This is a genomic window from Bacillus cereus G9842, from assembly GCF_000021305.1.
In the GTDB taxonomy this organism is placed as follows: Bacteria; Bacillota; Bacilli; order Bacillales; family Bacillaceae_G; genus Bacillus_A; species Bacillus_A thuringiensis_S.
In genome coordinates this window covers 1,747,895-1,760,827 of record NC_011772.1, presented here as the reverse complement: position 1 = coordinate 1,760,827, position 12,933 = coordinate 1,747,895, and the positions used below count along the sequence as shown (strand labels likewise).

Below are 12,933 nucleotides of genomic sequence, written 5' to 3'. Positions count from 1 at the left end.
TTACGAAGGTGGTCATATTAGCGGAAAGTATTGTGAAGCTCGTGATCCATTCTCTCAAACTCTTTGGCTACCGAATGAATATTATCGACCGCTTGTTGAAAGGCGGTGGAAAATTGTTTCGTCAAATCTAAAACTTGTTGGTTCGCTTCTTGTGCTTTTGAATTAACTGAAAGCGTAGTACGTGTCGCCTTTTTTATAGAACGATTTGTTGCGCTTTGGATTGTATCTGAAGCTGCCCTCATTTGCGTTGCGATTTGTGTAGCGCTTTGAAAATTACTTTGAAATTGTCCCATCGTATAAACCCCTTCTATACTTAATAGAGCATGAAAATTATACCATATTAGTATAGATTTTTATATTGATAGAGAACCTTTGTTTGAAGTGAACCCTGAAAACGGGGCACCTATCAAAACACCTAAACCACTTGTTCCCTAAATTCTTTAGGGGATAGGTGGTTTAATTTTTCTTGAATTCGCACACAATTGTAGTAATGAATGTATTCTAGCACAATCTTTCGCACAGTTGTGTTGGATACTTTTGTTATCTCTTGTGAATAGAAGGCTTCACTTTTCAAATGACCAAAGAAGCTTTCCATGACGGCATTATCATGGCAATTTCCTCTCCGGGACATGCTGGTGATAATGCCATTTTCTTTGGCATATGCTTGAAATTCCTTCGCTGTATAAATACTTCCTTGATCTGAGTGAAGAAGGACATCTTTTACTTTTCGCCCTCTCATTGCTTGTTTTAATGTCTTCATTGCTAATGGCAGTGCTTGGGACTCGCTGATGACATAACTAATAATTTCACGATTAAAGGCATCCATAATCGTTGATACATACAAGGTACGCTCTCCAAATAATAGATACGTCACATCCGTAAACCACTTTTCATTTGGTGCGGATGCATCGAATTGGCGTTCCAATCGATGAGGGGCTACTACTGGCTCCGCACCACTGATATATTTCTTTTTCTTTCGACGAACTTTTGAGAGAATCTGATTTTGTCTCATGATTCGTAATACTTTTTTATGATTCACACACAGTCCCATTTTCCGAAGAGTTGCGGTCACTCTTCGATATCCATATCGTAATTTATGCCGAAGACAAACATCCTTTATTTTCTCTTCTATCTCATCTCTTAGGTCCACTGTTCGTTGTAACCAACGATAAAATGTAGACCGGGGTAATTCTAATACATTACACAATTCTTTTACCGTTAGTTTTGTTTTGAAATCGGTCCATAAAGTAACTACAGTTTCCAGGTTCAACTCCTTTCGATTTCCAGATACTTTCCCCCTATCAGTAATTTTGTTTTTAACTGTTTATTTTCTAACCGTAGCTGTTCCAATTCATTTAACTCTTTTGGCCCTTTTCCATAAGAATATTGCTTTCCTACAGGTTGTTGAAAACGGTACGTTTGACTGGTACGATACCACTTCATCCATGTCTTAATTTGGGAAACATTTTTAATTCCAAACTTCTCCATAATGGTCCGATTGGAATATCCATCCTTTTTCATTTCAATCACTTTCCACTTTATTTCTTCTGGGTAATGAACTCTTGTCTTCAAACCAAAAACACCTCCATTGAATTTGCATACTTAGTATGCGAATTCAGGAGGTGTTTTTTTCATGTACCACTATTCGGGTTCACTTCACTTCACTTCAGTTGGTAGGGCGTTTTTTAGAGTACGAAAGGTAATTCAATTATAAAAATAGCCTATCATCTTTTAATATTAATTGGGAATTTATATTGTACTTACACTACATTAATATTTAATATTTATTTTTTAAAATTTCACATGTGGTAAAATAATAAATTGATGAAAAAGGGGACGAAATATCAGTAAATAATTCACCGCAATATAAAGTAAAAAACTGCACCTCCAATTGTTATTCGTGTCTAACAACTGGAGGTGCAGTTCACTTTTTAACTTATTTTAAATCGTCAATTGTGAAAGCACCTGGAAGTAATTGCTCAACAGTCACTTCTTTTTCATCACCTTTTACATTCGTTAATAATACAGGCATTTTCGGATCACAGAATTCAGCAATTACTTGTCTACACGCACCACATGGTGAAATCGGTCCATCAGTTTCTCCTGTAATAACTAAGTAACTAAAATCGCGCTCCCCTTCTGATACCGCTTTAAATATTGCTGTTCTTTCTGCACAGTTACATAAACCATAAGAAGCATTTTCTATATTACAACCAGTATAGATTTTCCCTTCTTTCGTAACTAACGCTGCGCCAACAGGAAATTTAGAATACGGAATATACGCTTTCGATAACATCTTGTTTGCTTCTTCAATATATTTTTTCTTATCCATATTATTTCCCCCTCAAAGTAAATGAAATGATGATTAGTCAGTAATAACTGTATGAACTAATTTAGGAGCCACTGCTGTTTCAGCGATAGAGATGTTCTCATAAATTTTTGCTTTTACATCTTCTACATTTTCACGATTTGCGTAGATTGTTACGAATGGCTCGCCTTCTTTTACTGCATCGCCAACTTTTTTACGTAACATTAATCCTACTGCTAAATCGATTTCATCTTCCTTCGTTGCACGACCTGCACCAAGTAACATAGCTGCAATACCAATCTCATCTGCAACAATGTTAGAAATAACACCTGAAGTTTTTGCAGGTACATCAATTACATACTTCGCTTGTGGCATTTTTTCTGGATTGTCTACAATTGAGCTATCTCCGCCTTGATTGCTTAAGAACTCTTTAAATTTCTCAGTTGCTTTTCCGTTTTTCATCACTTCAATTAGCATTTCACGAGCTTCTTCTAACGTATTTGCTTTTTTCGCAAGTACGACCATTTGGCTACCTAATACAAGTACTAATTCTGTTAAATCTTCTGGACCTTCACCTTTTAACGTGTCAATCGCTTCTTTTACTTCTAGAGCGTTACCAATCGCAAAACCAAGCGGTTGTGACATGTCCGAAATAACAGCCATAGTTTGACGTCCTACATTATTTCCGATACGTACCATTGCATGTGCTAATTCTTTTGCATCTTCTTCTGTTTTCATAAATGCACCAGCACCTGTTTTTACATCAAGTACAATTGCGTCAGCACCAGCTGCAATTTTTTTACTCATAATTGAACTTGCGATTAAAGGAATTGAGTTAACAGTTCCTGTTACGTCGCGTAATGCATAAATCTTTTTATCTGCAGGTGTTAAGTTTCCTGTTTGTCCAATAACAGCTACTTTGTCACGGTTTACAATATCAATGAATTGTTCTTTCGTAATTTCAACGTGGAATCCTTCTACCGCTTCTAATTTATCAATTGTTCCGCCTGTATGTCCTAAACCACGACCAGACATTTTTGCTACTGGTACATCTAAAGCAGCAACTAATGGTCCTAATACTAAAGTTGTTGTATCACCAACACCGCCAGTTGAATGTTTGTCTACTTTAATTCCTTCAATTGCTGATAAGTCGATCGTTTCTCCAGACTCAACCATCGCCATCGTTAAATCTGCACGTTCGCGATCTGTCATATCTTTAAAGAAGATTGCCATTGCAAGCGCACTCACTTGATAATCAGGAATACTTCCGTCTGTATATCCATTAATAAAGAATTTGATTTCTTCAGTCGTTAGTTCTTTGCCGTCACGTTTTTTTGCGATAATATCTACCATTCTCATTACAATCACCATTCCTTTTTATATTATATGAATCTATTAAAATAATAAGCCAACGATTGTTGCTGATAAGAAACTTACTAACGTTGCACCGAATAGTAATTTCAAACCAAATCTTGCGACTACATTCCCTTGCTTTTCATTTAAGCTCTTAACTGCACCTGCAATAATTCCAATTGAAGAGAAGTTTGCAAATGAAACTAAGAATACAGATATAATTGCTGTCGTTCTATCTGAGAAATTAAAGTTTCCTTGTGCTAAATCTGTCATTGCGACAAATTCATTTGATACTAATTTTGTTGCCATAATATTTCCGGCATTAACTGCTTCATGCCAAGGTACACCCATAATAAATGCAAATGGTGCAAATGCATAACCAAGAATTTCTTGGAATGAAATACCGATTACACCTTTAAATACTGCATTAATGAATGCGATAAGAGCAACGAAACCGACTAACATAGCTGCTACTGTAATCGCAACTTTAAATCCATCAATAATGTATTCCCCTAATACTTCAAAGAAGGTCTTTTTCTCTTCTTCTTGTACTTCTAACATATCTTCTTCCTCAGTAACTTCATACGGGTTAATGATAGAAGCGATGATGAAGCCACCGAATAAGTTAAGCACTAAAGCGGTTACAACATATTGTGGTTTTAATAACACCATATATGATCCAACGATAGACATAGAAACTGTAGACATTGCCGATGCACATAATGTATACATTCTTTTCTCTGGCAATAACCCTAGTTGTTTCTTAACTGATATAAATACTTCAGATTGTCCTAAAATCGCAGAAGCAACAGCATTATATGATTCTAGTTTCCCCATTCCATTTACTTTACTTAATGCTAGACCGATAGATTTCACAATAATAGGTAATACTTTAATATGTTGCAAAATACCGATTAAAGCTGATATAAATACGATTGGCATTAATACACTTAAAAAGAACGAAAACTCTTTTTGATTTACTAATCCACCAAATACGAAATTCACACCGTCAGCGGCATATTTTAATAACTCTCCAAAACCATCTGCTATTCCGCTAATTAATATATTCCCTATACTTGTATTTAATAATAGAAACCCCAAAATGAATTGTAATATAACCATCGTTATGATTGGACGATATTTGACTTTCTTTCTATCATTACTAGCAAGCCAAGCGATACCTAAAATCAATACGAGGCCAAAAACACCGATTAAGTATTTCATAAGCCGTTTCCTCCCATTCGTATCCGCTTACATTTTTTTAATTGTTAAAGCAATAGATATACTTTAAACGTATATCTATTGCTTTAACCTTTTATCGATTAGTAGTTATCTGTAGCACCTTTTGCATCATTTAATACGATTGCAACACTAGCACTTGCTCCAACGCGAGAAGCTCCAGCAGCTACCATTTTATCTGCATCTTCACGTGTACGAACACCGCCAGATGCTTTTACACCAACGTTTGGTCCTACTGTTTTACGCATTAATGCGATATCTTCAGCAGTTGCTCCGCCAGTTGAGAATCCAGTTGAAGTTTTTACGAAGTCAGCACCAGCTTTTACTGATAATTCACAAGCGCGTACTTTTTCTTCATCTGTTAATAGACAAGTTTCAATGATTACTTTTACAAGAGCTTTTCCTTTTGCTGCTTGTACTACTTCATAAATATCTTTTTCAACAAGTTCGTTGTCGCCATCTTTTAAAGCGCCTACGTTGATTACCATATCAACTTCAGTTGCACCTTTTGCGATAGCATCTTTTGTTTCAAATGCTTTTGTTTCAGTAGTGCTTGCTCCTAATGGGAAACCGATTACAGTACAAACGTCTACATCATGTCCAGCTAGTTCATCAGCCGCTAATTTTACCCATGTTGGGTTAATACAAACAGAAGCGAATTTATATTCCTTTGCTTCTTCGATTACTTTCATAACATCTTCTTTAGTAGTATTAGCTTTTAAAATTGTATGGTCAATTAACTTTGCAATGTTCATTATCTTCACTCCTCATATCTTTTAACAACTTCATTCTAACTCTTAGTTGAACAAATGTAAATACACTTTTGAAATTTTGTTCATTCTTTTTTAAAAGGAATTTTCTTGTAGTAAATAAAGCGCATTCTAACTAAGAAACAATTCCTATTTAAAATCAAAACTTTTATATTAACAATGGTAGTATGTATCTCCATATCCATAATTATTTTTAAAAAGGCAATTTGTGTTCAAAAAAACACCTATCATTCATACATAACAAAATAAAAGGCGTTCTCAAAATTAACATTTTGAGAACGCCTTTTATTTCTAATCTTTTTGATAATGTAACAATTCTTTTGCTGTATGCTGATCGATAATTAATACATTTGCATACCCGCCACGTAACGCACCATCAATTGCTTTTATTTTTCTATTACCACCTGCAACTAAAATAGAGCGTTTCTTTAATTTCAGTTCCTCTAACTCAATTCCAATGGTCCGCTTATTAATTTCTTCACTACTAATATTTCCGTCTCCATCAAAGAAACGTGAACAAATGTCACCGACCGATTGTTTTTTGAGTAAACTTGTTTCCTCCTTATCGAAATAACCTAATCGGAATAATAGCGCTTCATCTCGCACTGTTCCTACAGTAAAAATTGCAATATTCGCTTGCTTCCCCATTTCGATAATGTGATGAATATGTCGATCCTGCTCTACTAATTCTTTTGTCACTGCATTATCAAATATAACTGGAAGAGGTAGATTTCTTGGCGTCGTTTGAAAAGCATCTGCAAATAAAGCTATCGTCTCATTCGCATATGTATTTACACTCGAGTGACTAATGCCACCTTTTAGCTGGACAACCTCTATCCCTTTTACATGTTGCGGTACGATTTTTCTAGCGATTTCATACATTGTCATTCCCCAGCTTACACCAACGATATCACCATTTTTAACCGTCTTTTCCATATACTCAGCTGCATATTTACTAATATACTCTGTAATCGTTGCATATTCTGGCACTGGAGAAAACACAACATGTGCCTCTAACAAGTTGTACTTTTCTTTTAGTAAATTCCCAACGTTATCTAAATCCGCAAATGGATCGGCGATGCTAATTTGAACAAACCCTTTTTCTTTCGCGTACTTTAACAATCTAGAAATCGTCGGTCTTGAAATATTTAATTTGTTAGCAATTTCTTGCTGACTATAATCTGATTGATAATATAATCTTGCAACTTCAACGCTTAATTGTTGTTTATCTTTTTCCATAGTAACTCATTACAAATCCCTTCCTGTATTTCCCTTTCGTTACAAGCATTATACAGCTTTATGCAAAAAAATTCGACTACCGAATTTTATCTAACTGAACTTATATTCCACTTATTATATACAATGAAACCGTTCAATAAGAAACATAAACCATCGTCTAAAAACTATTCAAATACCCCTTATAAACAGAAGATACTGGTTATAAGGGGTATGTATTCAATTTAATTTTATAAAAATTGGATGAAAACAATGCAAGTTCCCACTTATTTAGAATAAGTGAAAAGATGATGTTTTATTTGTTCAATAAAATAATGATGGTGTATATTATCGTTAGATACTCGACTTGCCATAATAGCCCCCTCCATTGAAGATGCAAGAAAGGAAGCAAGTGATATAACCTCTATATCTTCTTTAAGTTCTTGTTTCTCTATTCCTTCTTTTATGAGAGAAGCCATTAACATTACTGTATCATCATAACCTTTTGCTGCTGCTTTTTGTAATTCTGGAAATACTCCAGTACTTTCAATTGCGCTATTAAGTAATGGACAGCCTCCAGCAATAGGAGGATTATTAGCTGCATCTTGATATACAAGGAAAATTGCAAGGATTTTATCGATTGCTGTCTTTTTATTTTCCATTGCTTTATGAAAATGACTCCACATAATCTCACCACTTTTGTCGTAGGCAGCAAGGACAATTTCTTCTTTACTTTTGAATCTACGATAAATAGATCCTTTAGGTAGTTCAGTAGCTGTCATTATATCCTGGATGGATGTGCGAGTTATCCCATTAGTATTAAATAAATATAAAGATGTTTCAATAATTTTTTCTTTAACCTTATCAACTTTAGTCATGCTTTGTAATCCTCCTAATAAAAACGAGCTTAATATTCCAGGTGATATTTACCATCTATTTTCTTGAATTTTTTTGTAAGTATAAAGAAGTTTGAAGCGAAAATATCTTATCAACCCCTATATTATGTGAACCTCAAACAATACAGTTTGAAAAGAGATTAATCAAATTGTATTATCTATATCATTCAAATGAATTTTCTGTCAAAATTAACATGACCAATTATTTAATTCAGTCATGTTATACAACTAATTTCACCTAACTTCGTAGTAGGTGTAAAAATATATAGTTAAATTTAACGTATAGACATATGATTATTATATATAATTTTGATTAATATGTTTAGCTAAAGTGTTTGAACTATCCCCACTTTCACTTCATTCTATAAAAGGGTAATCATTAATGATTACTGGAATTAAATTGTACCAAAGAAACTGAGATATAAATATATTTGCTTTTTTTCCATTTGGATTTTGTTAATACTTTATAAAAAGGGTTTAAAAAACTAGAAACTTATAGTATCATTAGGTTCCGGACCGAACCGTCCGGTTTATAATCTTATATAAATATATTTAGAAGGAGAACGTTATGCAGAGAGAAAAATCAAAAATTATAGGTAATTTAATTATGGGGGCAATACAGTGAACTTTATAAAAATGAATAAAAAAGAAATCATTATGCTCATAATCTTTACAATGTTTGTACCATTTCAAATTGGCTTGTACATATTATTTGGCATATCACTTTTAGCTAATGTCAATTTAGTTGAATCAGAATTTGTTCTTAGTGCCATCGGTTTTACTGTACCTGCTATTGTAGGAATCATTTTCTTTAGGAAAGAAATTATTGAAAGTTTTACTTATTTTAAAGAGAAGACAATTTTGAAAATAGTAAGTATTCCTATGGTAGTTTTATTTACGGTAATTGTGGAACAGTGTGTTATGCGTTTTCTAGCAACTGGTCAACCAGAGAACCAAGAGCAGCTCCTTGAAACGGGTGCGGAGGTACCTCTTGTATTTACATTGCTTGTATTTGGTATTCTGGGTCCAATACTTGAAGAAATTGTGTTTCGTCACATATTAATAAATCGTTTTTCTTACCATATTGGTACTGCTATTGCATCTATCATTTCGATTATGATTTTTACACTTCTTCATACGAACCAACTTTCGGATATTGCTATTTATTTACCTGGATCGTTGATACTTACTGCGGCTTATCTTATTTCTAAAAGATCCATTGCATATGTTATAGCGATACACATGTTAAACAATTGCCTTGGTTTCATTCTGTAAGAAACTAGACTTGTTTCTGGTGCCAAAAATACTTTTTCTATGGCATAAGAAAGCTAATCAAAAATTATAAGATATTAGGAGAGTGTCAGTCATGATTGTAACAACAACTTCTGGAATTCAAGGTAAAGAGATTATTGAGTATATTGATATTGTAAATGGTGAAGCTATTATGGGTGCAAATATTGTCCGCGATGTATTCGCTTCCGTTCGTGATGTTGTCGGTGGCCGTGTTGGTGCTTATGAAAGTAAGCTAAAAGACGCTCGTGATATTGCAATGGGCGAAATGAAAGAACTTGCAAAAGAAAAAGGTGCGAACGCTATCGTTGGTATTGACGTAGATTACGAAGTTGTTCGTGATGGAATGTTAATGGTTGCTGTCAGTGGTACAGCTGTACGTATATAAGTAAATAAAAAAAACGGTTCCCCTTGGAATTTATACTTTGAGGGGAAATCCTGGTTCTGTTGCAGATTTTAAAGAATAATAAGAGATGTTGATAAATCATTGTACGTCGAAAAACACAGTTTGAGTGTAAACTGTGTTTTTTTATATAGAGGCCCCATCCCATCACTATCAAGCTAAAATTTTTTAGTGCCTCCAGAACGAAATTTTGTATTAACTTGTAACAAAAAGTCCATTTTTATTTTTTGATAATTCAGAATATTACAGTTGATAGGTATGTGGCAGTATCCTGATACGGTACAAATTTTTTATAAACGGTTGTAAGATTCTACGTTTTTGACCATTCTGTACAACGATAACTTTGGTTTATTAATTTCGCCTGTAATCTGGTAGCCTATCCTCTGATACAATTTAATGGCAAGTTGATTCTCTTTCTTTACCGTCAGAGAGCATTTGGCAAAGCCTTGCAGGGAAGCTTGTTCCTCGGCAAACTTAAGTAGTCTGGTACCTATCCCTAGTCCTCGACTTTCGGGCAATAAGGCAATTGTTCCGATGTGAAACTCGTCATCTTCTCCCTCCTTCAAGGTAAACATGGAATAAAGCATTTTGATATTCAAAATGTTATAAATAACAAAACCCAGCTTTCGGAATGAAAGCAGCTGTTTAAAAGTGGACCAGGCAAGACGGTTTAAAACGGGTATGGGATAGCAAGTAATCATCCCTAAAGTTTTCCCGTCCATTTGAGCTTCATAAGCGTATTGATGACTAAAACGGTTGTTCTCCTGCCGCCAGAGCTTACAAAATGTCCCTTCGACTGTGTTCTTCTCCTCAGATCCTGCAAGTGGAAACGCCATGTATTCCAATGCCATTACATTTAACTGGGCGCCGACCATGGATTGATGAACAGCCTTTACAATAGAGATTTGATTCATTTCCCAGTCCTCCTTTTCGCTTTCTGTATTATTGATATTAATTATCATGGATTTGAATCAGTTCACTTACCTCTCAAATCATCCTTAGCTTTAAAACCATAATAAAATGTATTTAAAACAAGCTCTGCAGCAGATTTTTTAGCCACATTTCCTTCATGTACCTGTTCCCAAGTATGGAAAAGCAGAGCATAAAGCGTATTCAAAATCCATTCGCTGCTAACCGTTTGCTGAAAATAACCTCTTTGTTGTAACAGCTCAATAACGCGTCGTAAGGGTTCCCTCAGCTTCTCTTCTGCTTTACCTAATTCTTTGTTGTTAAATACAGATGCATCATGACCTAGAAAATAGATTTTGTCACCTAAAGGGATTAACGCTTCAATGAGTTCCGGGATATAGTTTTCGCTTCTTTCCTCATCCAGTGGAATCTGGTTTACAGTATCACTTACCAGTTGTATAGCCCGATGGCCTAAGAACAGCATCAATTTCTCCCTGCTTTCGACGTAGCGATGGAGTGTAGCAATTCCAATTCCCGCATATTCCGCAATTTCATTCATCGAAGCAGTAGGATTTTCAACAAGCAATATAGTAGCCGAATCAAGAATTGCATTAAATCTCGCTTCCTTCAACGCTGACAAGTCTTTCTTCATCGTCAATCTCTCCCTTTTTCTGTATAAATTCGTCATTTTTGATAGAAAAATATATCATTTGATATTATAATAAACAATCTCAAATAAAGTGTCCAGATGCTGAATGTAGCTTTTCAAAAAGAATTATATTACTGAAACTGATAGTACTTTGAATGTTTCATTTTTAGCATTTCATTATTTAGATAACGATGAAGAAATTAAATTATTTAATGTAATAAATACAAGAACCAAAGGAAATGGTTCGAATCGCTTTCTTAGTAGAGAAATTGATTACCTTATCTAGGTTTTTTAAACTATTTTTCATGACGCATTAATACTTATAGTAATTTTTCTACTTTTATTAAATCCGGTTGCACTTCATTTAATTACTGAATGTTTTATAATGAAGCTTCTTTCTGCATAAAGTTATCGGTTTACTTTAAAATTCACTTCCGGGTATTTGGTCATCAGCCTTTTAAGGGTTGAGCCGTCATCCTTCTGTTTTACATACTGGTCAAAAAATGCCAGGCTGAATTCGTTGATAATACGATGAACTTCCTTTGGATTTTCACCTGGACTCTGCAACAGAGGGGAGAACAAATGTAAATCAGTGAGGCTTGTATGATCCGTATGAGGTATGACCATTGACATACCACCACCAGCTAACCCACGTCCATATCGCTCCCTCACTTCATAGGGATCTGCTTCATCAGGCTCTTCTGCACTCATGAGTAGAAATGGTTTTCCAATTCCACTTTCAGGAAAGATTTCTCCATACAATGTACCATCCATATTGATAGCTGCTTTGACACGAGAATCTTTTGCAAGTATTTGTGCTGCGGTAGCTCCACCGTAAGAGTGACCAAACATTCCAATTCGCGAAGTATCCATTCTTCCTGTAAAGAAGCCGGTCTCATCGTTTTGATTAAGTTTCTCTATCTGATTAAGGACAAAGCTGACATCTTCCTCCCATAATTTTATGTGGCTATCCCCTTCATCAGTTAAATTGATGGGCTGTACGTAAGCAGTTCGACCATCTGGAAAGACGGTAGCTGCAGCATCAAAGGTATGATCGATACTTAGAACAATATATCCTTGACTAGCCAACTCCTCAACTTGAAACGTGTTTTGATTACGAAAACCATTAAAACCATGAGAGAAAAGTAATATGGGATAATGATTCTCTGAATCTGAGAGTTGTAAATCCATAAACGAATGAGATTTTACCAATTCCATGTGGCTGAATGCAAATGCAGGAATGGACAATGTTTTTTCCAATCCCTTGGAAAGCTCATTTCTGTTACGAATATAAGGTTCTGGATCCCCCTTACTTTTTTCAGCTGTAGGATACCAAATTTGCACCATCAGTTCGCGCCGATCGGTTGGATTTTTCGAATATGCTTCATTTCTCTGATGATCAATCCAATGATATACCTTCGTACCGATCCTATGTGGGCCGGTTGGTTCTTCAAATGAAAATACTGGCATAAGTAAAGGTAGCGCCACTGCTACAGACAAATAGATACATAGCAACGAGGTCTTAACTATGAATATACCCCAACTTCTACAGCCCTTTTTCCGCCCAGTTAATAAATAGCATAAAATTAAGATAACTGGGGATACATATGCCGGAATCATCTGCCACCTAAAACCTTCTGCCAATAACTGAACTGTAACCATTACAACGGCAATCAAAGTAGCTAATTTAGACCACTTTTTCGTTTCTCTGCCTATTAACAGTATCCAACTCAATAGACTAAAATTCACTACTATCAAAACAACTTCCCAGAAATTCATTGGCCTATCTCCTTTGAATGTATTTTACTTCTAATTAAAGAGGTAGTTTTCAGCCTAAGCAAAAGCAGATGAACCCCCTATATAGTTGCACCAATTATGCTTAGTAACCGTTTCATCCACTC

The 12,933-nt window shown here is 35.0% G+C and carries 13 protein-coding genes; 2 read left to right on the top strand and 11 right to left on the bottom strand.

Going from position 1 to position 12,933, the window contains the following annotated elements:
• Positions 1-17: 17 nt before the first annotated feature.
• The 8 genes from BCG9842_RS08865 to BCG9842_RS08825 form a co-directional block, all read right to left on the bottom strand.
• Positions 18-293 carry a TIGR04197 family type VII secretion effector gene (locus BCG9842_RS08865; RefSeq protein WP_000529649.1) on the bottom strand — a complete coding sequence of 92 codons (276 nt, stop codon included), beginning with the start codon at positions 291-293 and terminating at the stop codon, positions 18-20.
• A 122-nt stretch (positions 294-415) separates the two neighbouring features.
• Positions 416-1,572, bottom strand: a protein-coding gene (locus tag BCG9842_RS08860; RefSeq protein WP_085964464.1) for an IS3 family transposase whose coding sequence is annotated in 2 segments (ribosomal slippage) — positions 416-1,323 and positions 1,323-1,572 — 1,158 coding nt in all. Because the reading frame shifts where the segments join, the coding sequence is not laid out codon by codon here.
• A 364-nt stretch (positions 1,573-1,936) separates the two neighbouring features.
• Positions 1,937-2,332, bottom strand: a complete 396-nt coding sequence (locus BCG9842_RS08850) for a cytidine deaminase (RefSeq protein ID WP_000358533.1) — start codon at positions 2,330-2,332, stop codon at positions 1,937-1,939.
• A 33-nt stretch (positions 2,333-2,365) separates the two neighbouring features.
• Positions 2,366-3,667 (bottom strand): pyrimidine-nucleoside phosphorylase, encoded by a 1,302-nt coding sequence (locus tag BCG9842_RS08845; RefSeq protein WP_001983022.1) that lies wholly within the window; start codon positions 3,665-3,667, stop codon positions 2,366-2,368.
• Between the two features lie 36 nt (positions 3,668-3,703).
• Positions 3,704-4,885 carry a NupC/NupG family nucleoside CNT transporter gene (locus BCG9842_RS08840; protein WP_000876177.1) on the bottom strand — a complete coding sequence of 394 codons (1,182 nt, stop codon included), beginning with the start codon at positions 4,883-4,885 and terminating at the stop codon, positions 3,704-3,706.
• A 98-nt stretch (positions 4,886-4,983) separates the two neighbouring features.
• Positions 4,984-5,655, bottom strand: coding sequence for a deoxyribose-phosphate aldolase (gene deoC / locus BCG9842_RS08835; RefSeq protein ID WP_001017441.1), 672 nt, complete (start codon positions 5,653-5,655; stop codon positions 4,984-4,986).
• 306 nt (positions 5,656-5,961) lie between these two features.
• A complete protein-coding gene (locus tag BCG9842_RS08830) occupies positions 5,962-6,909 on the bottom strand; it encodes a sugar-binding transcriptional regulator (protein ID WP_000409779.1) in 948 nt (315 codons plus the stop codon).
• A 263-nt stretch (positions 6,910-7,172) separates the two neighbouring features.
• Entirely contained in the window at positions 7,173-7,763 is a 591-nt protein-coding gene (locus tag BCG9842_RS08825; protein ID WP_000169651.1) for a TetR/AcrR family transcriptional regulator, read from the bottom strand.
• Positions 7,764-8,402: 639 nt separating this feature from the next.
• Here BCG9842_RS08825 and BCG9842_RS08820 point away from each other — a divergent pair.
• Together BCG9842_RS08820 and BCG9842_RS08815 are read left to right on the top strand one after the other, a co-directional pair.
• Positions 8,403-9,056: a CPBP family intramembrane glutamic endopeptidase gene (locus BCG9842_RS08820; protein WP_001009305.1), complete on the top strand. Its 654-nt coding sequence runs from the start codon at positions 8,403-8,405 to the stop codon at positions 9,054-9,056.
• 91 nt (positions 9,057-9,147) lie between these two features.
• On the top strand, positions 9,148-9,459 hold the full coding sequence (locus BCG9842_RS08815) for a heavy metal-binding domain-containing protein (RefSeq protein ID WP_000637518.1): 312 nt from the start codon (positions 9,148-9,150) through the stop codon (positions 9,457-9,459).
• A gap of 305 nt (positions 9,460-9,764) precedes the next feature.
• Here the strand turns inward: BCG9842_RS08815 and BCG9842_RS08810 are convergent, their stop codons facing one another.
• From BCG9842_RS08810 to BCG9842_RS08800, 3 genes are all read right to left on the bottom strand, one after another.
• Positions 9,765-10,388: a GNAT family N-acetyltransferase gene (locus tag BCG9842_RS08810; RefSeq protein WP_001071938.1), complete on the bottom strand. Its 624-nt coding sequence runs from the start codon at positions 10,386-10,388 to the stop codon at positions 9,765-9,767.
• A 62-nt stretch (positions 10,389-10,450) separates the two neighbouring features.
• Positions 10,451-11,035, bottom strand: a complete 585-nt coding sequence (locus BCG9842_RS08805; protein ID WP_000710982.1) for a TetR/AcrR family transcriptional regulator — start codon at positions 11,033-11,035, stop codon at positions 10,451-10,453.
• A 405-nt stretch (positions 11,036-11,440) separates the two neighbouring features.
• Positions 11,441-12,811 carry an alpha/beta hydrolase family protein gene (locus BCG9842_RS08800; RefSeq protein WP_001012298.1) on the bottom strand — a complete coding sequence of 457 codons (1,371 nt, stop codon included), beginning with the start codon at positions 12,809-12,811 and terminating at the stop codon, positions 11,441-11,443.
• Between the last annotated feature and the right edge of the window lie 122 nt (positions 12,812-12,933).